The 17,543-nt window shown below is 66.1% G+C and carries 43 protein-coding genes; 9 read left to right on the top strand and 34 right to left on the bottom strand.

Going from position 1 to position 17,543, the window contains the following annotated elements; genetic code table 11:
- Positions 1 to 209: 209 nt before the first annotated feature.
- The 3 genes from ACK8OX_RS17060 (at position 210) to ACK8OX_RS17050 (ending at position 1,139) form a co-directional block, all read left to right on the top strand.
- Positions 210 to 410, top strand: a complete 201-nt coding sequence (locus tag ACK8OX_RS17060; protein WP_430665426.1) for a hypothetical protein — start codon at positions 210 to 212, stop codon at positions 408 to 410.
- Entirely contained in the window at positions 407 to 709 is a 303-nt protein-coding gene (locus ACK8OX_RS17055) for a DUF7681 family protein (protein ID WP_430665425.1), read from the top strand. Before ACK8OX_RS17060 ends, ACK8OX_RS17055 begins: the two co-directional genes overlap by 4 nt.
- Positions 710 to 911: 202 nt before the next feature.
- Positions 912 to 1,139, top strand: coding sequence for a hypothetical protein (locus tag ACK8OX_RS17050; RefSeq protein WP_430665424.1), 228 nt, complete (start codon positions 912 to 914; stop codon positions 1,137 to 1,139).
- A 121-nt stretch (positions 1,140 to 1,260) separates the two neighbouring features.
- Here ACK8OX_RS17050 and ACK8OX_RS17045 read toward each other — a convergent pair whose 3' ends face one another.
- From ACK8OX_RS17045 to ACK8OX_RS16910, 28 genes are all read right to left on the bottom strand, one after another.
- Positions 1,261 to 1,464, bottom strand: coding sequence for a hypothetical protein (locus ACK8OX_RS17045; protein WP_430665423.1), 204 nt, complete (start codon positions 1,462 to 1,464; stop codon positions 1,261 to 1,263).
- A gap of 152 nt (positions 1,465 to 1,616) precedes the next feature.
- The gene (locus tag ACK8OX_RS17040; protein WP_430665422.1) at positions 1,617 to 1,847 is read right to left on the bottom strand and encodes a hypothetical protein; all 231 of its coding nucleotides are present in this window, start codon (positions 1,845 to 1,847) and stop codon (positions 1,617 to 1,619) included.
- The gene (locus ACK8OX_RS17035) at positions 1,832 to 2,266 is read right to left on the bottom strand and encodes a deaminase (protein ID WP_430665421.1); all 435 of its coding nucleotides are present in this window, start codon (positions 2,264 to 2,266) and stop codon (positions 1,832 to 1,834) included. The genes ACK8OX_RS17040 and ACK8OX_RS17035 overlap by 16 nt, the downstream gene beginning before the upstream one ends.
- Positions 2,259 to 2,729 carry a dUTP diphosphatase gene (dut, locus tag ACK8OX_RS17030; RefSeq protein ID WP_430665420.1) on the bottom strand — a complete coding sequence of 157 codons (471 nt, stop codon included), beginning with the start codon at positions 2,727 to 2,729 and terminating at the stop codon, positions 2,259 to 2,261. Before dut ends, ACK8OX_RS17035 begins: the two co-directional genes overlap by 8 nt.
- A gap of 141 nt (positions 2,730 to 2,870) precedes the next feature.
- Positions 2,871 to 3,239, bottom strand: coding sequence for a hypothetical protein (locus ACK8OX_RS17025; RefSeq protein ID WP_430665419.1), 369 nt, complete (start codon positions 3,237 to 3,239; stop codon positions 2,871 to 2,873).
- Entirely contained in the window at positions 3,229 to 3,549 is a 321-nt protein-coding gene (locus ACK8OX_RS17020) for a hypothetical protein (RefSeq protein WP_430665418.1), read from the bottom strand. The genes ACK8OX_RS17025 and ACK8OX_RS17020 overlap by 11 nt, the downstream gene beginning before the upstream one ends.
- Before the next feature lie 225 nt (positions 3,550 to 3,774).
- On the bottom strand, positions 3,775 to 4,185 hold the full coding sequence (locus ACK8OX_RS17015; RefSeq protein ID WP_430665417.1) for a hypothetical protein: 411 nt from the start codon (positions 4,183 to 4,185) through the stop codon (positions 3,775 to 3,777).
- On the bottom strand, positions 4,182 to 4,427 hold the full coding sequence (locus ACK8OX_RS17010; RefSeq protein ID WP_430665416.1) for a hypothetical protein: 246 nt from the start codon (positions 4,425 to 4,427) through the stop codon (positions 4,182 to 4,184). Before ACK8OX_RS17010 ends, ACK8OX_RS17015 begins: the two co-directional genes overlap by 4 nt.
- A gap of 165 nt (positions 4,428 to 4,592) precedes the next feature.
- The gene (locus ACK8OX_RS17005; RefSeq protein ID WP_430665415.1) at positions 4,593 to 4,826 is read right to left on the bottom strand and encodes a DUF551 domain-containing protein; all 234 of its coding nucleotides are present in this window, start codon (positions 4,824 to 4,826) and stop codon (positions 4,593 to 4,595) included.
- Positions 4,819 to 5,016, bottom strand: a complete 198-nt coding sequence (locus ACK8OX_RS17000) for a hypothetical protein (protein WP_430665414.1) — start codon at positions 5,014 to 5,016, stop codon at positions 4,819 to 4,821. The genes ACK8OX_RS17005 and ACK8OX_RS17000 overlap by 8 nt, the downstream gene beginning before the upstream one ends.
- Before the next feature lies 1 nt (position 5,017).
- A complete protein-coding gene (locus tag ACK8OX_RS16995; protein WP_430665413.1) occupies positions 5,018 to 5,200 on the bottom strand; it encodes a hypothetical protein in 183 nt (60 codons plus the stop codon).
- Positions 5,190 to 5,489 carry a hypothetical protein gene (locus ACK8OX_RS16990; protein WP_430665412.1) on the bottom strand — a complete coding sequence of 100 codons (300 nt, stop codon included), beginning with the start codon at positions 5,487 to 5,489 and terminating at the stop codon, positions 5,190 to 5,192. The genes ACK8OX_RS16995 and ACK8OX_RS16990 overlap by 11 nt, the downstream gene beginning before the upstream one ends.
- On the bottom strand, positions 5,486 to 5,800 hold the full coding sequence (locus ACK8OX_RS16985; protein WP_430665411.1) for a hypothetical protein: 315 nt from the start codon (positions 5,798 to 5,800) through the stop codon (positions 5,486 to 5,488). The genes ACK8OX_RS16990 and ACK8OX_RS16985 overlap by 4 nt, the downstream gene beginning before the upstream one ends.
- Positions 5,797 to 6,009: a hypothetical protein gene (locus tag ACK8OX_RS16980; protein ID WP_430665410.1), complete on the bottom strand. Its 213-nt coding sequence runs from the start codon at positions 6,007 to 6,009 to the stop codon at positions 5,797 to 5,799. Before ACK8OX_RS16980 ends, ACK8OX_RS16985 begins: the two co-directional genes overlap by 4 nt.
- Positions 5,993 to 6,256, bottom strand: coding sequence for a hypothetical protein (locus tag ACK8OX_RS16975; protein ID WP_430665409.1), 264 nt, complete (start codon positions 6,254 to 6,256; stop codon positions 5,993 to 5,995). Before ACK8OX_RS16975 ends, ACK8OX_RS16980 begins: the two co-directional genes overlap by 17 nt.
- Positions 6,253 to 6,402 (bottom strand): hypothetical protein, encoded by a 150-nt coding sequence (locus tag ACK8OX_RS16970; RefSeq protein ID WP_430665408.1) that lies wholly within the window; start codon positions 6,400 to 6,402, stop codon positions 6,253 to 6,255. Before ACK8OX_RS16970 ends, ACK8OX_RS16975 begins: the two co-directional genes overlap by 4 nt.
- Positions 6,399 to 6,641, bottom strand: a complete 243-nt coding sequence (locus tag ACK8OX_RS16965) for a hypothetical protein (protein ID WP_430665407.1) — start codon at positions 6,639 to 6,641, stop codon at positions 6,399 to 6,401. The genes ACK8OX_RS16970 and ACK8OX_RS16965 overlap by 4 nt, the downstream gene beginning before the upstream one ends.
- Positions 6,634 to 6,915 (bottom strand): hypothetical protein, encoded by a 282-nt coding sequence (locus tag ACK8OX_RS16960; protein ID WP_430665406.1) that lies wholly within the window; start codon positions 6,913 to 6,915, stop codon positions 6,634 to 6,636. The genes ACK8OX_RS16965 and ACK8OX_RS16960 overlap by 8 nt, the downstream gene beginning before the upstream one ends.
- Positions 6,908 to 7,141, bottom strand: a complete 234-nt coding sequence (locus tag ACK8OX_RS16955; protein WP_430665405.1) for a hypothetical protein — start codon at positions 7,139 to 7,141, stop codon at positions 6,908 to 6,910. The genes ACK8OX_RS16960 and ACK8OX_RS16955 overlap by 8 nt, the downstream gene beginning before the upstream one ends.
- Entirely contained in the window at positions 7,119 to 7,304 is a 186-nt protein-coding gene (locus ACK8OX_RS16950; protein ID WP_430665404.1) for a hypothetical protein, read from the bottom strand. Before ACK8OX_RS16950 ends, ACK8OX_RS16955 begins: the two co-directional genes overlap by 23 nt.
- 205 nt (positions 7,305 to 7,509) lie before the next feature.
- The gene (locus tag ACK8OX_RS16945; RefSeq protein WP_430665403.1) at positions 7,510 to 7,689 is read right to left on the bottom strand and encodes a hypothetical protein; all 180 of its coding nucleotides are present in this window, start codon (positions 7,687 to 7,689) and stop codon (positions 7,510 to 7,512) included.
- On the bottom strand, positions 7,682 to 7,945 hold the full coding sequence (locus tag ACK8OX_RS16940; RefSeq protein WP_430665402.1) for a hypothetical protein: 264 nt from the start codon (positions 7,943 to 7,945) through the stop codon (positions 7,682 to 7,684). The genes ACK8OX_RS16945 and ACK8OX_RS16940 overlap by 8 nt, the downstream gene beginning before the upstream one ends.
- Positions 7,942 to 8,133, bottom strand: a complete 192-nt coding sequence (locus tag ACK8OX_RS16935; protein ID WP_430665401.1) for a hypothetical protein — start codon at positions 8,131 to 8,133, stop codon at positions 7,942 to 7,944. The genes ACK8OX_RS16940 and ACK8OX_RS16935 overlap by 4 nt, the downstream gene beginning before the upstream one ends.
- A 1-nt stretch (position 8,134) precedes the next feature.
- Positions 8,135 to 8,377, bottom strand: coding sequence for a hypothetical protein (locus tag ACK8OX_RS16930; protein WP_430665400.1), 243 nt, complete (start codon positions 8,375 to 8,377; stop codon positions 8,135 to 8,137).
- 25 nt (positions 8,378 to 8,402) lie between these two features.
- Positions 8,403 to 8,609 (bottom strand): hypothetical protein, encoded by a 207-nt coding sequence (locus ACK8OX_RS16925; protein ID WP_430665399.1) that lies wholly within the window; start codon positions 8,607 to 8,609, stop codon positions 8,403 to 8,405.
- A 131-nt stretch (positions 8,610 to 8,740) separates the two neighbouring features.
- A complete protein-coding gene (locus ACK8OX_RS16920) occupies positions 8,741 to 9,175 on the bottom strand; it encodes a hypothetical protein (protein ID WP_430665398.1) in 435 nt (144 codons plus the stop codon).
- Between the two features lie 167 nt (positions 9,176 to 9,342).
- Complete coding sequence (locus ACK8OX_RS16915; RefSeq protein WP_430665397.1) at positions 9,343 to 10,647, bottom strand: ATP-dependent DNA helicase; 1,305 nt, start codon at positions 10,645 to 10,647, stop codon at positions 9,343 to 9,345.
- On the bottom strand, positions 10,640 to 10,822 hold the full coding sequence (locus tag ACK8OX_RS16910; RefSeq protein WP_430665396.1) for a hypothetical protein: 183 nt from the start codon (positions 10,820 to 10,822) through the stop codon (positions 10,640 to 10,642). The genes ACK8OX_RS16915 and ACK8OX_RS16910 overlap by 8 nt, the downstream gene beginning before the upstream one ends.
- A 102-nt stretch (positions 10,823 to 10,924) precedes the next feature.
- On the opposite strand from ACK8OX_RS16910, the gene ACK8OX_RS16905 reads away from it, so the two are divergent.
- From ACK8OX_RS16905 to ACK8OX_RS16880, 6 genes are all read left to right on the top strand, one after another.
- Positions 10,925 to 11,185: a DUF2312 domain-containing protein gene (locus tag ACK8OX_RS16905; protein ID WP_430665395.1), complete on the top strand. Its 261-nt coding sequence runs from the start codon at positions 10,925 to 10,927 to the stop codon at positions 11,183 to 11,185.
- A 121-nt stretch (positions 11,186 to 11,306) separates the two neighbouring features.
- Entirely contained in the window at positions 11,307 to 11,783 is a 477-nt protein-coding gene (gene ssb, locus ACK8OX_RS16900) for a single-stranded DNA-binding protein (RefSeq protein WP_430665394.1), read from the top strand.
- Between the two features lie 52 nt (positions 11,784 to 11,835).
- Positions 11,836 to 12,135, top strand: coding sequence for a hypothetical protein (locus ACK8OX_RS16895; protein WP_430665393.1), 300 nt, complete (start codon positions 11,836 to 11,838; stop codon positions 12,133 to 12,135).
- A 300-nt stretch (positions 12,136 to 12,435) separates the two neighbouring features.
- Positions 12,436 to 12,774, top strand: a complete 339-nt coding sequence (locus ACK8OX_RS16890) for an SLOG family protein (protein WP_430665392.1) — start codon at positions 12,436 to 12,438, stop codon at positions 12,772 to 12,774.
- On the top strand, positions 12,771 to 13,517 hold the full coding sequence (locus tag ACK8OX_RS16885; protein WP_430665391.1) for a DUF2493 domain-containing protein: 747 nt from the start codon (positions 12,771 to 12,773) through the stop codon (positions 13,515 to 13,517). Before ACK8OX_RS16890 ends, ACK8OX_RS16885 begins: the two co-directional genes overlap by 4 nt.
- Before the next feature lie 19 nt (positions 13,518 to 13,536).
- Positions 13,537 to 13,959 carry a hypothetical protein gene (locus ACK8OX_RS16880; protein WP_430665390.1) on the top strand — a complete coding sequence of 141 codons (423 nt, stop codon included), beginning with the start codon at positions 13,537 to 13,539 and terminating at the stop codon, positions 13,957 to 13,959.
- An 82-nt stretch (positions 13,960 to 14,041) separates the two neighbouring features.
- On the opposite strand, the gene ACK8OX_RS16875 is transcribed toward ACK8OX_RS16880, so the two are convergent.
- The 6 genes from ACK8OX_RS16875 to ACK8OX_RS16850 all read right to left on the bottom strand — a co-directional run bounded on the left by ACK8OX_RS16875 (position 14,042) and on the right by ACK8OX_RS16850 (position 17,538).
- The gene (locus ACK8OX_RS16875; protein WP_430665389.1) at positions 14,042 to 14,569 is read right to left on the bottom strand and encodes a hypothetical protein; all 528 of its coding nucleotides are present in this window, start codon (positions 14,567 to 14,569) and stop codon (positions 14,042 to 14,044) included.
- Positions 14,557 to 15,111 (bottom strand): glycoside hydrolase family 108 protein, encoded by a 555-nt coding sequence (locus ACK8OX_RS16870; RefSeq protein ID WP_430665388.1) that lies wholly within the window; start codon positions 15,109 to 15,111, stop codon positions 14,557 to 14,559. Before ACK8OX_RS16870 ends, ACK8OX_RS16875 begins: the two co-directional genes overlap by 13 nt.
- Positions 15,108 to 15,293 (bottom strand): hypothetical protein, encoded by a 186-nt coding sequence (locus ACK8OX_RS16865; RefSeq protein WP_430665387.1) that lies wholly within the window; start codon positions 15,291 to 15,293, stop codon positions 15,108 to 15,110. The genes ACK8OX_RS16870 and ACK8OX_RS16865 overlap by 4 nt, the downstream gene beginning before the upstream one ends.
- A gap of 61 nt (positions 15,294 to 15,354) precedes the next feature.
- On the bottom strand, positions 15,355 to 16,692 hold the full coding sequence (locus ACK8OX_RS16860) for a hypothetical protein (RefSeq protein ID WP_430665386.1): 1,338 nt from the start codon (positions 16,690 to 16,692) through the stop codon (positions 15,355 to 15,357).
- A complete protein-coding gene (locus ACK8OX_RS16855) occupies positions 16,692 to 16,961 on the bottom strand; it encodes a DUF6127 family protein (RefSeq protein WP_430665385.1) in 270 nt (89 codons plus the stop codon). The genes ACK8OX_RS16860 and ACK8OX_RS16855 overlap by 1 nt, the downstream gene beginning before the upstream one ends.
- A 67-nt stretch (positions 16,962 to 17,028) precedes the next feature.
- Complete coding sequence (locus tag ACK8OX_RS16850) at positions 17,029 to 17,538, bottom strand: hypothetical protein (protein ID WP_430665384.1); 510 nt, start codon at positions 17,536 to 17,538, stop codon at positions 17,029 to 17,031.
- Positions 17,539 to 17,543: the final 5 nt, after the last annotated feature.

Here is a 17,543-nt window from a genome sequence, read left to right as displayed (position 1 = left end):
AACGGTTTAGCAATCCGTCGCCTTATGTGCCGCAACGCCGGAAAGCCAGGATTTTCCTTGGTATCCCGCTTTCGTGGGCACACCGAAAAGCGCGAACAGGACGCGAACACGCGCATCGCGGTGACACACGGGGGAGCACAGCAATGAGCCATCGAGAGGCCCTCCTTGGGGGCGTCGACGCGCGCCCTATCCGAGGCATTCTTGCGGAGATGGACGAGATGCGGGCCGCGCTGATCGCGCTGCTTGATGCGGTCAACGTGACGACGAAGGCGCGCAAGCGCAGGTCTGGCGACGGTCCTGTCTGGTTGTGGGCTGGCCGCCCCATCGAAGATCTTGGCTACGCAGACCTTCAGGCCGCAGCCATCGAGGCGAGCGCCTTCATTTCAACGGAAGGGGAATCCAGGCGATGACGGAAGAGAGCGGCAACGCCGCGCATATCTACGCCGACGGGGCGGACGCGCGACTTGCGTCGGAAACGATTAAGCCCAGCCGGTTTCGGCCGCGCTACCGACGGGCCGGCCCTGACGAGCTGGCCCTTCATGATGAGATAAAGGGGAAGGCCGCCGAGCTTGAAGCGCTCTTTCTCAGCATCCCGCGCGCACGTTCGGCGTCCGGGTTGGGCGTCTCGGCCTCGATGCGCGAGGAGGCAATTGCCATGACGAAGCTTGAGGAGGCGGTGATGTGGGCCATCAAGGGCCTGTTCGCGTGAGGTCGGCGCCCAATCGCTGGGAGATCAGCGATCTCGCCAGCTACATCGAAAATGGTCCACTTGTCAGGGTTCGCGGAGCTTACCGCCCCGCGCGCCCCCTTGGTCGCTTCGACATCATCAGTCGGCTGAAGCTCGCCGCTGCCGTCCTCATGGGGCGCGCGGACGCCCTTTTCTGGGACGGACAAAACCCTAGAGGTGGCACATGAACCTCGGAGAGGTCAGCGAGGGAATTAGCATCCTTCGCGGCTATTTCGATGAGCCTGACGGCCACCACATCGGAGCCGAGCACGACCAGATATTCATATTTCGGACCGACCGACCCGTATCTGAGGGCGATGTGGCGAGGCTGCGTGATCTTGGGTGGTTTCAGCCGGACATAGAGGAGGACGCCCCCTATGATCCCGAGGAGCCCTGGTGCGCCTTCGTCTGATGGTCTTGCCCATCGCGCGAGCGATTTCCGCCACATGATGGGCAAAGGCAGATAAATCAATCACATAAAAACCCCCGAAGGGTCTTCCTTCGGGGGTTTTGTTAGTCGCCAAGACAGGCCCCTATGGCGATGAATTGGCCGCTTGGGCGTCGTCGCGCCCCGCCTTCCATGCAGCGAGGGCAGCGACCTGATCGCGGCCGGGGCGCTGCACCCCGAGCTTCCCCCGCCGGTAGTGGTCGTGCAGGTAGCTGCTGCGGCACTCGGGCGGATCGCCACGGAACAGATCATAGACCTGGGCGGCCCGCTCTGCGGGGGTCTGCTCCATGGCCTGTCTCCTTGCGGTTTGATGCGCGGGCCGGCGGTCTGGTTGTCCGGAGCGGCTGACTAGGGGGCGCCCAACCCGCCGCCAGCCTCCCAGATCGCCGCCCGAACCCACCAGCCTGGGTCGCGGCCGGCGCAAGTTCGTGGTTTGTGGGCTCAGTCGCGCTCGACGAGCGTGCGGTCTATTTCCGCGATCCGGTCGCGCACCCTGCCATCTCGGAAGGCGTTGCCCTCGAAGCTGTGCATGAGGCGCCACATCTCATCCAGCAGCCGCTCGCGGAAGGGATCGCTGTTCTCATAGGGGTCGGCATCGCCCTTCCCTTCTGTGGCCCTGATAGACGCCTCGGCGGCCAAATCCAGGATATGAGACTTCAGGACCTCATCCACTCGACGCCCCCCTCCTCCATGATCGTCTTCGCGGCCGCCTCCGATTCAGCCCATTCGGCTCGAAGCTCCCCCCTTGAGAAGACGCGAGCAATTCCCGCCTGAACCATGAGGGCGGCGCACTGCGCGCAGGGAGGGTGCGTCACATATGCGGTGCAGCCGCTGAGGGAAACGCCGGCCCTCGCCGCAGCCGCGATGGCGTTCGCTTCCGCGTGGACCACAAGGAGGTGCTTCGTCGGGCGGTGTGTGAGGCGATCATCTGAGTCGTTCACCCCGCGCGGGAATCCGTTGTAGCCGGTCGCCATGATGCGGCGGTCGTCGTCCACAACGACGCACCCAACCTTCGTCGACGGGTCCTTGCTCCACGAGGCCACGCTCTCCGCGACACCAAAGAGACGGCCCTGCCAGCGCGCATCAGGCACCCGCTACCTCCGTGACCGCGGACATGCCCGTGCTTCCGAAGCCGCTGCTGCCGCGAACGGTCGCATCGAGGCGGTCCACCTCCATCACCGGCATGACGGCGACGCGCTCCAGGATGATCTGCGCGATCCGGTCCCCGTGACCAATTGTCAGAGGCTCCGATCCGGAGTTGTGGAGGATGACCTTGATCTCACCGCGGTAGTCTGGGTCGATGACGCCTCCGAACACATCGACGCCGGCCTTCAGCGCGAGGCCGGAGCGCGGCGCGATGCGCCCGTAGAGACCCTCCGGGATCGCCACCGCGATTCCTGTTGGGATTGCGGCCCGCCCGCGCGGATGGATCGTCACCTCTCCCGCCTCTTGCAGGTCTGCGCATAGGTCATATCCAACAGCACCAGCGCTGCCCCGAGAGGGAATGGCGGCGGATGTGGTCAACCTCATGACGGCAAGCGTCGCGTCATTCACTTGGCATTCTCCATTGTGATGGGCTTAATATGTGGCCATCGATGGGGACAAAATCCAGCCACCTAAAACCGCGCGAAACCGAGCGGCGGCGTCGTGGCGGCCGGGCCAGTATGGCGCGATGGCCCACAGGCCGAGGCGGCCTCATCGGTCCCTCTCCGCGTGAATTCGAGCGGCCAGCCGCTCCATTCCCTCGCGTGCCTCGCGCCCCACCCTGGTCAGGGCCTTCCGCAATCCGTCGATCTCCTCAACGAGGCGGTGAACGTCGATGTCGGCAATCGTGCGGCCATCGGCGAGGCGTTGCCGCACGATCTCGACGGTATCACTCGTCGCACCCATCGCTTCACCCATCTTCGTCAGCGCCCATCCCTCGGCCTCCAGCGCCTCGATGATCCGCCGCGCGTTGCGGCGGCTGTGCGGGCTCGGACCGCCCATGTAGACGCTCGGGTGGTCGAGCACGGAGGCGATCAACCAAAGAGCCGGGTGCGTCTCATCGGCCAGATCAATCGACATGGCTGCCGGCCTCCTTGGCAAGCGCGTCGAGATCGGCCAGCACAGCCAGCCATCCCCGCTCATCGTGGCGGTCGCCCAGCGCGCCATCCCGGTTGGCCGCCTCTCGCAGATCGCGGCGGATCACGTCGCGCACCCACGCGGAGCGAGCGCCCCACTCGCGCGCCCATCGCTGGCCGTCGCCCACGATGTAGCTGCGGCGACCAATGGTGTAGCGGATCGCGCAGAGCGCCATGCTCTCCGCATCGCGGGGGTCCGCCTCGATCATCTCGGAATGGCCGTAGCTGCTTGGGGTCACTTCATGCTCGCTCATGCTTCGTGTCTCCACACTACGCCGCGGCCCGCCCGGCAGGCTGCGCGGAACCTGTCCCATTGCACGCGCATGAAGCGCTGGCGTCGCGCTATGCGGGCAACAAAGCGATGCGCTTGCCCGGCGCCCTCCCGAGGGCGCGGCTGGTTGAATTGCCGCGCTTGGGAGGGCGTCGCTGGCGCGGAGGTGGACGCATAGGACAGCCGGGCGCGGAAGCGTGTCGTCTGCTCACAGTTTGTCATGATTGGCTTCCGTGTGTCTCAGCACCAGCGCCAGAATTTTCGCGGCCTCGCCGCGATACCATAGCGCAGGACCGACGCGGCCGGGGCCGTGGCGCCCCCAATCCACAAATGAGCCGTCCGGCTGTCGTTGCAGCCAGATGTGGCGCAGGGCGGTCGATTGCTGTGACGAATTAGGCATGGCGACCACCCATCTCGATCCAGGCTCCTGCTGATCGAGGTAGCCGCACGCCTCGGCTTCGGCCTCGGACGGCTTGGCCTGTAGTCGCTCGATCTTGTTGGCGGTGTCGCGCAGGTCGCTCGCGTCCACAAACTCGATCTGGCCGTGCGCTTCCGGATTGCCGTCGAGGCAGTCGCGTAGCGCGAATGCGATGTTGGTGGCTTCTGCTCGGTCGCTCATTTGGCAATCTCCCGAACGGCGTCTCGCAGCAGATCATCCGGGATGGGGAACAGGTTGACGGAATGCACCAACCACCCCGGCTTCTGCTCCTGCATCCATCGCACATGGTTGCCCCTTGCCGCGTCCTCGCTCGGCGCGAGCAGGCAGCCGGACAGCACTTCACTGGCGTTGCCGGACTGCACGACGCCGGTAAGAACGTAGAGGCGCCGACGAACCGTGGTTTCTCGGATCGTGTCACACATCGCACAACCTCACTGATAACCCAGGGCGACGAACCGGCGACCCACGCATCGAGGGCGGCCGCCAACACCACGCGCACCGCTGGCATTTCTGGACAAGGTTCGGCTGCATCAGCGCCTCGCCGCCGCACTCCGGGCAGGGCAGGCAAGCCGCGACTTCGTGTCGGCTCATCGCGGCGGCTCCGGCAGGGGCATCCAGTGGGTTGGTTCGCATAGGTCGAAATCTTCGACGCCCTGATCGGCAAGGCACCAGCCGGTGATCGGAATGTGGCTTGTCCTGCCCCATCGGATCAGCCGCACCTCGCCACCCACAACACCAAGATGCGGCGGGCCGCAGTGCGGCCCTTTCGGCGCCGTCGCGATGTGCTGCCAGGCCGTCTGATTTTGCGCCGCCTTAGTCATCGGCCAACATCTCCCTCAGCTTGCCGAGAACGCGCCCGGTCGCGCGCTCCCATCCGATGATTTTCTGGCGATCCTGCGCGTAGTAGTAGCCGTCAGGCGCAGCCTGCACCGCCTCGACCGCGGCGATTGCGTCCTCCAGCGCCGCGCGGCGCAACATTCGCGGGTCGGTCGTCTTTGCTGCGTCTGCCACGTCAGCCTCCCGTCAGCGGGGCAAGCGCGCGCTTGGCGTGCCGCACCAGGTCCTCCTTCGAGGACATGGGCGCATCAGCAATGTCAGCCAGCGCCGCTCGCAGGCGCCGGATTTCGGCTTCCAGCACACCTTCGCGGATGGGCGAGAAGCCCGTCCCAATTTGCACAGGCTGATCATTCGGCATGGGGTAGCTCCGGCGGCGTGAGCGGGAGGAACCGGCGCGCGGTGTCGTCATCCTGCACGCGCCCATGGTCGCCGTAGCCGACCGCCTCGAAGGCCGGACCGTCATCGGTCGGATAGACCTCGGCCAGCACGACGCGCCGCTCGGTCTTGCCCGTGTAGCCGCCAACCGTGCGGCCATCATCGCCGGCATCGCACCACGTCTCGGGGCGCTCGACCTCGATCCAGAACAGCCCTGTCGGCGGGGCGGCATAGTCGAATGCCTGCCAAAGTGTCGTCTTGTGCTCACTCACCGCGCCCACCTCCTGGCAGACGGGAGGCCGAAGTAATCACCTACGTCCTCGATCATGCATTCGCGGGTCAGCACCTCGGGGATCGCCATGACGGACGCCCGGACGCCGCTGGAGGTGATGCCTGACGCGTGCGAGACGTTCTCGACTTCGATCAGGCTTTCGGTCCAAGAACCGTCTGGTTGCTGCCCGCCCAGGCACACCGCAAGCACGCGCCAGCGGTGGGTCACGTTGGGGAAGAGCAGGCATTGCCAGCGCAGCACGTCGCCTGGCTGTAGCTGGCGGAACGGGATCGGCGGGGGCGTATTGCTCATCGCTTGTCCTCGATCATGTCGGCAACCTGCACCGCCGCCCCGAGGTAGCCGTCTATGCCCGGCGAGCGGAGGAAGGCGATCACGGCGTTCTGCGCGGTCAGGCGGTCCAGATCGCTGACGCGCCGCTTGCCCATGTCGAGGATCGCGACCCGACGCGCGGCAGCTTCGAGTGCGTCGGCGATCGGGGTGGTTTCAGGCTTCGCTTGCATGGGCCGCCTCCGGCAGATGGTTGACGTACGGCAGCGGCGACCAGTGGGTGAAGTAGTCCGGCCACGCCTCCGCGTCTTCAAGCTCGCCATCGTCGCGCGCCACTATGGGCGCCTCGCAGATGCGGCCGTGCTGGTCGAGGTGGTGCCACAGCACCGGGCCGTGGTCCTCGTGCCATTCGGCGCGGGGCCGCAGCGTGGCGAGGCGCGACAACTCGCGCGCCGCATCGGTCGTCTTGTGCTCGCTCATGGCAGGTATCCCGCTGCCACCAGCAGCACGCCCGGCAGCAGCGTAATCGCAAGCATTACCACGTCGGCCTTCCAGCCGTGCAGCGTGACATGCCGGCGCCGGGTGCCGATCACCAGCCGAGATGGAATGGTGGTTTCCTGCGTCACTTACCCGCCCTCCGAAATGTGCCGGCGAGAATGGCCGCAGCCGTGTCCCGCATCTCGCAGGCGAGGCGGGTGTCGTCGTCCACCAGATCACGCAGTCCCTCGCGCAGCCGCTCGTTTTCGAGACGCAGCTTCGCCAGCGCCGATGCGGCGTCCGCCCGCGCGCGCGCGAGCAGATCAGACGCAATCATCTCGGCTGGGCGGTAGCCGTAGAAGGTCGTATCGCGGACGGGATCAGACATGGGGCGTGTCATCCGGGGGCTGCCAGCCTTCTGGCAGGGGGCGCCATCCCTGCGGCAGAAATGAGCCGATCTTGCCGTCGCTGGGGTAGATCGCCCACCACATCGGCCCGCTCCCGAACAGCGCGTCGCCTACGGCCGCCGACAGCGGATCGGCCGCGCGCAGCGCCCTGCATCGCATCGGCATGGCGCGCCCGACAGGGCTAAGGCCCTCAATCCACCGGCCGTCAGTCGGCGCCGTCTCCATCGGCTGCCAATCTGTGGTTTGGTCACTCATCTGCGCCGACCTCCTTGCACGCAATGCCGCCCATGTTGCGGCGGCTGACCGCAACCTCGCGATAGACCCGCACGACGCGCAGCGTCCCGCCGTCGAGCGTTCGCGCGCCGTCGAGCTTGGGCAGCCGATTGGCGCCGGGCGGATAGGTCAGGCCGCCCAGGCACTCGCCGGGATGCGCGTCGTCGGGCCGGGTCGGATTTTGCTCACCACTCGTCGTCATCGTCATCCTCCTGGTGGCAGGCGCACTCGCACGGCTCGGTCGGATCGTCGCAGTAGCGGTCGCGCCCGTAGCGGATCGCGATGCAGGTCCGCGCGTCGCTGCTGGGGCAGGCGCAGCCGAACGCCGGCCGAGGCGCCTCCGGGGTGGTGGTCTTTGCTTCATCTGTCATCGCGGCTTCGGAAGATAGAACGCTGCCGGGCTTACGCCCTCGACCCAACCGACACAGCTTTCGCCGTCAACATCCACCCACGCACGGGCAGCCGATGCCCACTTCGCATCCACCTCGAAATAGCGGTCGCCGTGCCAGATGCGGGCGCGGATAGTGCCTCGCTTCGGCGCCTCCGCTATGGGGCGCCAATCTGTGGTTTGCTGCGTCACTTGCTGGCCTCCATCATTTCGGGATGCATGGCCGCGTCTCGCAGGCGGCGCGCAATGTCCTGCCCGCCTTTCAGCGCCTCGACCTCGTGAGCCAGGCGCACCACCTCGGCACGCAGCCTGACAAGCGCGGCGCGCGTGGCCGGCAGGCGCCAATCTGTCGTCTGCTGCTCAGGCATTGGCCCTGACCTCCCGGCGGATTTGGTCGGCTACATCCGCTGCCTGCTTGAACGCCGAGCGGGCAGCGCGCTGCTCCTTGTTATTCCTGATCCCGTCTGGCGCCGCCTTAGCGGCGAGGTAGTCCAGCCGGTGCGCGATCACGCGCAGCGCGGCACGCATCCCCGCCGCCTTGTCTTCGCTGACCGGGCACCCTGCGGCGAGGTCTTCGAGGATTGGCGGGAAGCCGGGCCAATCTGTCGTATTGTGTTCGCTCACCGGAATTGCACCTTTCTTGATCCGCAGGACGGGCACGGGCGGGGCCGCGCTTTCAGCCGCCGCCCCTTCCATCCGCACAGGTCGCACTCCACCGGGCGGGGTTCGCTGGCGATGCCGAGCCGTTCGACGCGCAGCCGCTCGCCGCTGGCGGGCGGCTCGGCGGGGGTGGTCTTTGCTTCGTCTGCCATGTCAGCCCTTCCAATCCGGGCAGATGTCGTTCGGGTCGCCGCCTGCCGCCCTGTAGCCGGCGATGTAGTCTCCAATGTCCATCAGCCGCTTCTGAGCGCCGCAATGGGCGCATTGATACTTGACGCCCATCGCGTAGGGGCCGGCGCCGATCTCGAAGCGATGCTTCGGGCACGCCCGCTCGCGAGCCACCCGCGCCTGGATTTCCGCGAGGTCGATGCCCGACCGCGCGGCGAAGCCCTCCATGCGCTTCTGGAAGGTCGTCTTCTGCTCAGTTGCCATTGTAGACACACCTCCATTCGATCAGATGGGTGTTGCGCCACTCGCGCTGGCTTCGCCGCCAGCGATCCTCATACTGCGCGCCCACCAGCCGGCAGACCGCCTCGCTCGCGAAGGGCACGACGGCTGGGGCGGCAACACCCCCGGTGCTGCCATGAGCGCCCGTCCACACCATCAGCAGCAGCCACGCCCCGCTCATCGCAGAGCCGCCCAGGCGACTGCGATCGCCGCCGCAAGGGCGATCAGAAAGCCATCTCCCATTTGACATCTCCTATCGCCCACCCAACCCGGCAGGCGGCTCGATCAACCCATGCACGACGATGCTGCACATCAGGCCGGCTTCGTCAGGGGCTCATAGGATGTCACCCCTCGAAACGACGAGCGGTCCCAGACCACCCAGGAAACCTCCATGGTTGGCGCGCCAAGACCCAAAAAGTCGGGCCTCCATAGAAGGGGATGAATGGCGCTCGGCTGATGGGACAGGAAAAGCGGTCGGCGTCTCGCGGCTTGCCAGAATGTGCTCTTCAGAAGAAAGGCCACGAAGCATGGCCTGTATGACATCGCGTGCTCGATCATCTGTGGCGCAAGATTGAACGGAGGATTGGTTATGATGGCATCAACCCTGCCGTGCTCAGCCGCAAACCTCAAATCCCCCGGAGGAGAGTCGGACAGAAAATCGCAGCGGACGACGTCATCTCGGCGCGGCTGGATGTCGGAGCCGACGACGCCCCATCGCGACCCGATCTCGCGAAGAACGTCAAGCATCGCTCCGTCTCCGGCGCAGGGCTCCCATATCTCGTAGCTTCCCAGCCAGTCATATCGACGGACGAGAGCGCGCGTTACGTCGGGCGGGGTCGGGTAGCTGTCGTTCGCCTGACGGCCGCGCGTCGCCGCCGGGTTGCCGCCCGCCATCATCGATCCAAGCCCCACGGCTAGACCCCCGCCAGAACGAGAGCGTCGGTGGGTCTGGTTGCCGCGACATACAGCATTTGTTGGCACTCCAATGGATTGTCGCTTGCGCGCCGCCTAATATCCGGCACGTCAACGAAGACGTTCCTCATGGTGCTCCCCTGGCTCTTGTGGACGGTGAGAGCGTAGACCGACTGCATGTCGGCCATTGACGACTTGAGGCGATGGAGGTCCTTCCATCTCTCCTTGTCGCCCTCGGCGGCCTCTGCGGCTATGCGGTCCAGTGACCCCCTGAGGGCCTCGGCGTCGCGCGGAAGGTGGACGTCGAACATGCCCTCATGGCCATCCCTTCGAAGGGAGATGCGCCACGACGGAATTGCCGCGACCCAGCCCTCCGACCGATAGGAGGGGTCCAAGCCATATCGGAACATGTCCGCGCCGATGCTGTGAACGGTCGCCTCTTCGTTGTTGTTGAACAGGACGACATCGTCGAGCATCACGGGCGCGCGGAACAGCGCCCTCTCGCCCGGCATGAAGGGGGTCGGTATCCTGTCGCCGTATCGCCACCGGCGCACCCGAGCATTGATCTCGGCCACCCTGCTGTTGGTCCACGCAAGGTATCGGAAGCTGTCCGGCTTCTCGTCGAATTCGGGCGACGTGAAGGCCTTCCGAAGCCACGCATCAAGGCGGCCGCCAGGGAGATAAACCCCGAGCGGCGGCGCCTTTCGAGGCCTGCACCAACTCCAGTCGATCGGCCCTCCCTGGGTCCTGCGGATCTCATGCGCGGCATCAAGGACGGGATTGTCCGCGGATTGGCGGACAATCGTCTCCAGGTGGCTTCGAGACCTCGTCGAGAAGGACTGACTCTCCGTCTCTCCGACCGGTGGGAGCTGCGCGGGGTCGCCAACAAACAGGACAAAGGCGCGCGACGCATATCGGCGGATATGCGCCATCAGGTCGGCGCCCAGCATGCTGCACTCATCGATGATGATGACGTCGAAATCCACCGGAGGCGCATGTCTGTCGCGCACGAAGACCTGCCTCTCCTCCTCGATCTTGGGTCGAAGCCCGAGGAGGCTCTGAATGGTTCGGCACTCAACATCGATGCCGGCCTCCCCGGCCTTCCTGGCCAGCACGGAGACGGCCTTGTGCGTTGGTGCCGTCAGCACGACGGACTTCCTCTGCTCGCACGCCTCCTTGAGGAGGCTCATGATGAGGGTCGTCTTCCCGCTTCCCGCATAGCCGGTCAGCAGATGGCGCGAACGCGGAGACATTGCGCGCATGATCTCTGCCGCCGCCCTCGACTGATCGGCGTTCAATTCAGTCATTGGCGGGGCGCCGGGAGGACGCGCTTGCGGGATCCCCGGAGAGGGCCTGCTCCAGCAGGATGCGAACCGCCTCGGACCGCGTCGAGATGCGCCCCTCAAAGCGGAAGTCGTCGATGCGGACAAGCAGGCTTGGCTCGATCGGCGTGATCAGGCGGTGGGTCTTGTGTTCGCTCATGGTCACACACATATGGTTATCATGCCGCGCACCTCAAGCATGGCACATAACTATTCGATAGGGCGCCGACGAGGGTCGGCCCACAAGAGGAGCAGAGGGCTTGTGAGCGAAGAAGAGGACCGAAGTGACGTCGGCGGGGTCGCGGGCGAGCGGCTGCGCTCGATCGTGGAGCGGATCGAGCGCCTGGAGGAGGAGCGCAAGGCGCTCGCCTCCGACATCAAGGACATCTTCGCCGAGGCGAAGTCCGCCGGCTTCGACACTCGCGTCGTCCGACAGATCATCGCCATCCGCAAGAAGGAGCCCGCCGAGGTGGAGGAACAGCAGTCGCTGCTCGACCTCTACATGCGCGCGCTTGGGATGTGAGGCAGATCAAGGGGCCGCAGGCACGGCCGAGGCGCATCGCAGCAGGCGAAGAGAGGCCGATGATACGGCCGGCTGATCGGCTTCGAGCGAACATACAGCAGTCAACTGAAGGAGGCCCGCTTTGGCCGGAGTGAACAAGGTCATTCTCGTTGGCCGCCTCGGGCGCGATCCCGAGGTGCGCAATTTCCAGAACGGCAACCGGGTGGTGAACCTGCGGCTTGCGACCTCCGAACGTTACAAGGACCGCGAGGGCAACATGCAGGAGCGGACCGAGTGGCACTCGGTCGCGATCTTCAACGAGAAGCTCGGCGAGATCGCGGAGAAATACCTGCGGAAGGGGTCCGAGGTCTACATCGAGGGTCAGCTCGAAACCCGGAAGTGGCAGGACCAGTCCGGCCAGGACCGCTACACGACGGAGATCGTGCTGCGGCAGTTCCGCGGCGAGATCTCGCTGCTCGGCGGGAGGTCGGATGGCACTGGCGGCGACGCGGGCGCAGAGCGCGGCGCGCCTTCGGGCGGCCAGAGGCGCAGCTCCGCCCCCAACGGAGGCGGGACGCGGCGGGAGGAGGCCGAGCTGGACGACGAGATCCCCTTCTGAGGCGGACGCGAACGCATGCGGAAGACGAGGCAGAGTCTCGGAGGTTGACGCCATGAAGACCATCGACATCAGGGAGCGCGGCCCGATGCGCCTCTTCACCTTCACGGACGGCGAGCACACGCCTGCCAACAAGTTGGCTGGCGCGGTGCAGGCCACCGGCATCCTCGAAGCGAGCTACCACGACCGCGCCGGGTGGCTCTCCATCCACGCCGACGAGATCGTGCCGCACGGCAAGGGCGAGCGGACCAACCGGGTGTGGATCACGCTTCAGGAGCAGCACGCCCGCGCCTTCTACGACTTCCTTCATGCCTGCTACGGCACCAAGCAGGACGCGGGCGGGGATGCGTTGTGACGATCCCCAGGGAATGCCCAACCCAGGAGGACATCGCGACGCGATGGGCGCGTCAGGTGAGATGCCGACAGACACCATGCGGGACGACGCGCGGCATGCGGTGCGCGAGCCCGGCGGGATTCCTTCGGAGGAACGGAGGGCTTCGCCTTCAAGGCAGGCTGGGGTTGCGCAGATGCCGGACATCCTACCCGCAGTCGCGGTCGCGCCGCGCGCGACGGTTCGGCGCGCGCGCCGGAGTGGCCGCGATCGGGCGGTCAGAGATCGCCGCGCCACCCGCTCGATCGACCGGGGCGCCGCAGCGTGAGGCTGATTGTGTGCGGCGGAGCCGACTACTCCCGGCGCGACTTCATCTGGACATGCCTTGACCGCGTCCATCGCAAGCACACCATCTCAACCCTTCTTCGCGAAGACGATGGGGGCGCAAGCGAGATCGCCGGCCAATGGGCGATCTCGCGCCTTGTTGGCTCAACCACCTACGCAAGAGACCGCCGGATACCTGGATCCGCGGACCCGATCGACGCAATTCTTGCCGACGGACGCGCAGAGACGATGGTCGCCTTTCCTGGCGGCGAGCGGATCGATGAATTCGTGAGGCGCGCCCTTGAGGCTGGAATCAAGGTGTGGAGGCCAGGGGAATGATCAGGCATGGGTCCGCCCCATTCCTGGAGTGCAGCACGCGCGGAGACCGGCGATTCAGCGCCCTCTGCGCCCGCATCAGGGCGCGCGGCAACCGGACGATCGAGGAGATCTACCAGTCATCCAAGGTCTTCGAGGACGGATCGACGGGGCTCGAATGGCGGGCTGCCAAGGGCAGGCCCCCCATTAACCTCGTGGAGGTCAGGGGGCTCTACGGAGAGTTGTGGGATGAGTATATCGCCGAGAACAGAGACCTCCTGCATGTCCTTCGCAGCGCGTCAGGCCTGTCCGATATGTTTGGTAGGCCTGGTAGCGCGTGTCAGGCAACCGAATTGTGGCGCATCCGATGTGGGTCGAGGGCGATGAGAGTTCTTGTCTGCGGTAGCCGAGACTTCGATGACAGCCTTGGGCTCTACACCGCCCTTGACCGGCTTCACCTGAGGCGGGGTATATCATGCCTCATCCACGGCGGCGCGAGAGGGGCGGATCGCATCGCCGAACAGTGGGCCGCAAGTAGCGGCGTTCGGATCGAGAGGTATGACGCTGATTGGGCGGGCGACGGCAGGGCCGCTGGAGCGAAGCGCAACCAGCGCATGCTGGACGAGGGAAGACCGGACGGCGTCGTGGCTTTTCCGAGCGACGCGAGCAACCCGAGCCGGGGAACCGCCGACATGATCGCTCGCGCAGGGCGAGCCGGCATCAAGGTGTGGGTTCCGCTTCGGCCAAGCGGGGACGGGCTGCGGTAGGAACGAGGATCGCCGCTGAATGAAGATGTCCGAGCACCTCCGAAGGTGGAGGAGTCAGGGATGGCAGATCGAACAGACCGGCGGCGGGCACCTACGCCTGCGGCATCCAGAAGCGACAGGCGTTGCATTCACCTCAAAGACACCCGGCGACCACAGAGCAATCGCGAACACCGACGCCCAGCTACGGCGGCTTCTGCGCCGCGAGGCCTCGACGCATCCTGAGGCGGCACCGGCGACCCACCAGACGCCGCCCCCGCAATTCCATTGGCCGCATGTCGTGGAGGACCTCTACGAGGTGATCGAGGAGGCACCGGCCGCCGAGACTGCCGCACCGCCATCCTCCCTTCGCGAGGTCAGCCGACGACGCGTCCTCCTGAAGCCGCCGCTGTGGATAAGGCGAGCCGCAGAGCGGCGCGCGGCCCGCAGATCGCGGGCCTCATGAGGTGGCGCAGAAACAAGAAAAGAACCCCCACCGCTAGGGATGATCCCTGGCGGTGGGGGTTTTGCGTTGATTGGGGCGGCGACTATCCCTCTCGTCCCCTCCGATCCTTCGCGGCGCTTCCCGCGCTACTCCCAACCCAATAGCCGAGAACCGCAATGAGGGAGTATTCGAGGAGCTTCACCATGCTGTCCGGGACCACGAGGCCGTAGGCGGTGCCGATGAGCGTAAATCCGAAGAGGCCCAGCACCGCCATCGAGACAATGAAAGCGCCATAGGCAAGCGGGCTGCCGGCGGCGGCCATGGCCTCGCTGCTGCGTCTCGCGCCAGCGACATCGGCGAGACGGGCAAGGAGATCTTCCCTGTCGGCGTTGCGCTCGGCCTCCTCCAGGCGCGCCGCGATTTCGGCGAGTCTGATCTTCAGTTGGGCGCCCTGTTCCGGGTTTGCGGCGATGGCGTTGCGGACGCTCTCCGCGTCCTCGGTGCCCGCCACCTCGCGCGCAACGGACGCGACCTCGGCAAGTGCCTCCTGCGCCGAGGGGGAGCCGCCAAGCCACCTCGCGAGGGTTGGGGCGAGCGTGATGGCGAGGCCACCGAGGCTCAGCGGGTCCACAGGGCAATCTCCATCATCTCGAAGGGGATCCTGAAGAGTCGCCTCGCCCAGCCAAGGCCGAAAGACGCCCAATCCGCCACCATGATATGGTGCATCAGCCGCTGGGAGAGGAACTCAACGGCGATCGCGGTCAGGCCGCCCTGACGACCCTCGGCCTCCTTCGCGGCGGCAATCGTTCGCGGGCCGATCGACCCGTCAACGGCGACGCCGATTGCGCCTTGCAGCCACCTGGCGGAGCGACCGACGCCACAATTCACGCCGGCATCGAAGGTCATGTAGGCAATCGGAGGGGGCAGGTCGTCGCAGCGCAGGGCGCCCCAATAGTCACGCCTGTAGATGTCCTTGGCGCCCGCGAGGGTGAGGCCCTTGATGTCGATCTGCGGATATGATCCGGCGCTGATGCCGTATTTCGTCCCCTTCAGCTCGCCCACCCCCACCCTTCGACCCGTCCAGTTGCCGGGATCCTTCGGGTTGTCCGTGTAGCCGCCCTCGTGACCGATCAGGCGCTCGAAGGCGCGGTCGAAGATGTCTCCCCCGCTCACCCCTCGATCTCCTCGATGTCCTCGATCGGATTCGCCGCGAAGTCGGCGATCGCGAGGGAGAGGAGGCCCGCCGTCTCCAGGGCGCTCATGTCGGGGAGGGAGACGGCGATGCGATCGCCTTCGCTGTCGATGTAGACGATCACCGCCTTGGTGGCGCCGGCCTCGACGGTTCGCTCAGCCATCGCGATGATCGGGCTGAGGGCGAGGGGCTTGCTCGGCTTCTTGCGGGACATGGTTCCTCCATCAGGCTGCGGATTCGAGGGCGACGAAGCTGACGGGCTCCCTCACGGGAGGGTCCTGAAGGAAGACGGAGAAGGGGAGATTCGGCCCCCACTTCGGGTGACTGAACCAGAGGTTCTGCGCGGCCGGGCTGAACCTGTATCGCTCGCGGCGCGCGTATTCATCGAAGCCCTTGAAGGTGTTCGAGACGATGACGCCCTGGCTGGGCAGCCAGAGATCCTGGTGGAAGTGTCCAAGCACCAGCACGTCGAAATCCCGCCCAACCGACCTCTCGGCGCGGCCGACCTTCGTTGCGCCGCGGGTGATCGGGCCGAGGGCGCCAATGATGCCGTCACCGCCCTTCACGCCAAGCTCGTGGCCGTGCATGACGAGGTATCGGGTTCCGGCAACCTGGATCAGGGCCTCGCCATCTGGCGGGATGACCCAGGTGATCCGGTCGTCGTCGGCGAACATCTCGCGGAGCGCGGCATAGATGAGGTGATCGAAGCAGGCCGTCGCGGCGCGCTTCGCCCAGGGTCGCTTGGCGAGCCTGCCGTGGTTGCCGGGCACACAGACGACGACAAGACGCTCGAAGGCGCCCAGCATCTCGCGAATAGCCCACGCCTTGCGGGAGATGCACCAGCCGGCGGCAACTGTCGGAGGGCACCAGTCGGTGGCGAGAAGCTCCTCATGGAGCTGTCCGGATACCGCGTCTCCGCCAAGGATGATGACGGCGCCGGGGTAGCGAGGGTTAACCACATGCTCGAAGGTGAGGTAGAGACTCTTCTCGACGAGAGCGCGCACCCTCTCGTCTGCCACCTCGGCATTGAATTCGTTCTTGCTGTAGACCTCCTCGGGGAGGACCGTCTCGCCGATGTGCCAGTCCGTCCAGTGGAAGATCGGAATCCCAGGGCCGGCGGCAACGTCGTCATCAGGGCGCCTCGACGCCCAATCCGGAACGGGCTGGGGGTTCTCCCTGATGTAGCCGATCATCTGAAGGATGCGCTCGGTGCTGATGTGCCCCATGTCGAGGTCACGGAGCGCCTTCTTGGCGCGCGCCAGCTCATCGCGGAGGGAGAGAACCTCGCGCCGGTCGGCGGCGTCGGGCTCGATGGGGCTGTAGCGCGGCGCGAGGGGCTTCTCGTCGCTCACCTTGTCCCAGCCCGCATGCTGCCTGTCCAGCAGCTCGATGACCCGCTGGCGCTGCCCCTTGCTGAGGCCCGTCGCCTCCTGGGCCACGGAGATGGCACTCCGGCGCCCGGTGGTCGTATTGACGCCGCGGGGCGCGTGGCCGTCGCGGACGGCCTTCGTGTAGGCGTCGGCCAGCAGGCGAAGATTGCGGTCTCGGATTTCGTTTGTCATCAGCCGTTGATCCAGGCCCTGGCGGCGATGCTGGCCATGATGATGGCAAGGAACCCCCCGGTGACCCAGGTCGCGATCGTCTTGATCGCCGCCGTCTTCGCGACACGGAAGCCGTCGAGGAGGTTGCGGAGGTCTCGGATGTCCTGCGTTGCGCTCTCGTCGTGCAGGCCAACCATTCTCAGCGCCTTTGTCGCGCCCTGCTCAGACGCCCTCTCCAGGGCCTCCTCAAGCGCCGATCGGCTGATCAGGACATAGTCGTCGTTCTTCATGGCTCGGCGCTCCAATCACATGATTATGTGATTGCCGGACGTAAGTCACCCGGCAATTCCGGGTTGTTCAGGCAGCGATCTCGGAGGCCTCAAGGAAGAGCGCGTCGATCTGCTCCTCCGTCAGGTCGAACCGCGCCGCGATGGCGGTCGTCAGCGCCCCGTGACGGGATACGACATTCGCATACTCCCACGCCTGCCAGGCCTCTCCACCAGCGGCCGAGATCGCCGCTGTCACCTCGTCGAGAAGGCCGATCCGCAAGAGCATCGCTCGCGCCTGGAAATTGGTCACGCTGTCGGGGACCGCCATCCGCGGACCCTCGCGCGGAACCCCGGCGAACCACACAGGCGCCTCCGATGGCGAGCGCCTCGCGGCAGCAAAGCCTGGCGCCTCCGCGTCGGTCCATGCAGCAAGAACGTGATAGCCAGGGATCGCGGCCCCAGGGGAATCGGGCGCCTCAGGGAGCGGCGGCTCGCGGAGAACCCCGATCGCCGTCAGGTGGCCGGCTGCGAGCGGGATCCCGCTCGCAGCCTCCAGAAACGAGGCCTCGTCGTCGAAGAGGTAGTAGGCGTGCAGCATGACTG

Origin of the sequence: Falsiroseomonas sp. CW058 (genome assembly GCF_050563535.1) — a bacterium.
In the GTDB taxonomy this organism is placed as follows: Bacteria; Pseudomonadota; Alphaproteobacteria; order Acetobacterales; family Acetobacteraceae; genus Falsiroseomonas.
Note: the sequence above shows the minus strand (reverse complement) of the source record. Positions and strands in the feature narration are given on the sequence as shown.

Excerpts from the sequence above, each read along its gene's own strand:
- ACK8OX_RS17060 (WP_430665426.1), top strand. The coding sequence starts at position 210 with ATGGACGAGATGCGGGCCGCGCTGATCGCGCTGCTTGATGCGGTCAAC.
- ACK8OX_RS17055 (WP_430665425.1), top strand. The coding sequence starts at position 407 with ATGACGGAAGAGAGCGGCAACGCCGCGCATATCTACGCCGACGGGGCG.
- ACK8OX_RS17050 (WP_430665424.1), top strand. The coding sequence starts at position 912 with ATGAACCTCGGAGAGGTCAGCGAGGGAATTAGCATCCTTCGCGGCTAT.
- ACK8OX_RS17045 (WP_430665423.1), bottom strand. The coding sequence starts at position 1,464 with ATGGAGCAGACCCCCGCAGAGCGGGCCGCCCAGGTCTATGATCTGTTC.
- ACK8OX_RS17025 (WP_430665419.1), bottom strand. The coding sequence starts at position 3,239 with ATGTCGATTGATCTGGCCGATGAGACGCACCCGGCTCTTTGGTTGATC.
- ACK8OX_RS17020 (WP_430665418.1), bottom strand. The coding sequence starts at position 3,549 with ATGAGCGAGCATGAAGTGACCCCAAGCAGCTACGGCCATTCCGAGATG.
- ACK8OX_RS17015 (WP_430665417.1), bottom strand. The coding sequence starts at position 4,185 with ATGAGCGACCGAGCAGAAGCCACCAACATCGCATTCGCGCTACGCGAC.
- ACK8OX_RS17010 (WP_430665416.1), bottom strand. The coding sequence starts at position 4,427 with ATGTGTGACACGATCCGAGAAACCACGGTTCGTCGGCGCCTCTACGTT.
- ACK8OX_RS17005 (WP_430665415.1), bottom strand. The coding sequence starts at position 4,826 with ATGACTAAGGCGGCGCAAAATCAGACGGCCTGGCAGCACATCGCGACG.
- ACK8OX_RS16995 (WP_430665413.1), bottom strand. The coding sequence starts at position 5,200 with ATGCCGAATGATCAGCCTGTGCAAATTGGGACGGGCTTCTCGCCCATC.
- ACK8OX_RS16985 (WP_430665411.1), bottom strand. The coding sequence starts at position 5,800 with ATGAGCAATACGCCCCCGCCGATCCCGTTCCGCCAGCTACAGCCAGGC.
- ACK8OX_RS16980 (WP_430665410.1), bottom strand. The coding sequence starts at position 6,009 with ATGCAAGCGAAGCCTGAAACCACCCCGATCGCCGACGCACTCGAAGCT.
- ACK8OX_RS16975 (WP_430665409.1), bottom strand. The coding sequence starts at position 6,256 with ATGAGCGAGCACAAGACGACCGATGCGGCGCGCGAGTTGTCGCGCCTC.
- ACK8OX_RS16965 (WP_430665407.1), bottom strand. The coding sequence starts at position 6,641 with ATGTCTGATCCCGTCCGCGATACGACCTTCTACGGCTACCGCCCAGCC.
- ACK8OX_RS16960 (WP_430665406.1), bottom strand. The coding sequence starts at position 6,915 with ATGAGTGACCAAACCACAGATTGGCAGCCGATGGAGACGGCGCCGACT.
- ACK8OX_RS16955 (WP_430665405.1), bottom strand. The coding sequence starts at position 7,141 with ATGACGATGACGACGAGTGGTGAGCAAAATCCGACCCGGCCCGACGAC.
- ACK8OX_RS16950 (WP_430665404.1), bottom strand. The coding sequence starts at position 7,304 with ATGACAGATGAAGCAAAGACCACCACCCCGGAGGCGCCTCGGCCGGCG.
- ACK8OX_RS16945 (WP_430665403.1), bottom strand. The coding sequence starts at position 7,689 with ATGCCTGAGCAGCAGACGACAGATTGGCGCCTGCCGGCCACGCGCGCC.
- ACK8OX_RS16935 (WP_430665401.1), bottom strand. The coding sequence starts at position 8,133 with ATGGCAGACGAAGCAAAGACCACCCCCGCCGAGCCGCCCGCCAGCGGC.
- ACK8OX_RS16930 (WP_430665400.1), bottom strand. The coding sequence starts at position 8,377 with ATGGAGGGCTTCGCCGCGCGGTCGGGCATCGACCTCGCGGAAATCCAG.
- ACK8OX_RS16925 (WP_430665399.1), bottom strand. The coding sequence starts at position 8,609 with ATGAGCGGGGCGTGGCTGCTGCTGATGGTGTGGACGGGCGCTCATGGC.
- ACK8OX_RS16920 (WP_430665398.1), bottom strand. The coding sequence starts at position 9,175 with ATGCTTGACGTTCTTCGCGAGATCGGGTCGCGATGGGGCGTCGTCGGC.
- ACK8OX_RS16915 (WP_430665397.1), bottom strand. The coding sequence starts at position 10,647 with ATGACTGAATTGAACGCCGATCAGTCGAGGGCGGCGGCAGAGATCATG.
- ACK8OX_RS16910 (WP_430665396.1), bottom strand. The coding sequence starts at position 10,822 with ATGAGCGAACACAAGACCCACCGCCTGATCACGCCGATCGAGCCAAGC.
- ACK8OX_RS16895 (WP_430665393.1), top strand. The coding sequence starts at position 11,836 with ATGAAGACCATCGACATCAGGGAGCGCGGCCCGATGCGCCTCTTCACC.
- ACK8OX_RS16885 (WP_430665391.1), top strand. The coding sequence starts at position 12,771 with ATGATCAGGCATGGGTCCGCCCCATTCCTGGAGTGCAGCACGCGCGGA.
- ACK8OX_RS16880 (WP_430665390.1), top strand. The coding sequence starts at position 13,537 with ATGAAGATGTCCGAGCACCTCCGAAGGTGGAGGAGTCAGGGATGGCAG.
- ACK8OX_RS16865 (WP_430665387.1), bottom strand. The coding sequence starts at position 15,293 with ATGGCTGAGCGAACCGTCGAGGCCGGCGCCACCAAGGCGGTGATCGTC.
- ACK8OX_RS16860 (WP_430665386.1), bottom strand. The coding sequence starts at position 16,692 with ATGACAAACGAAATCCGAGACCGCAATCTTCGCCTGCTGGCCGACGCC.
- ACK8OX_RS16855 (WP_430665385.1), bottom strand. The coding sequence starts at position 16,961 with ATGAAGAACGACGACTATGTCCTGATCAGCCGATCGGCGCTTGAGGAG.
- ACK8OX_RS16850 (WP_430665384.1), bottom strand. The coding sequence starts at position 17,538 with ATGCTGCACGCCTACTACCTCTTCGACGACGAGGCCTCGTTTCTGGAG.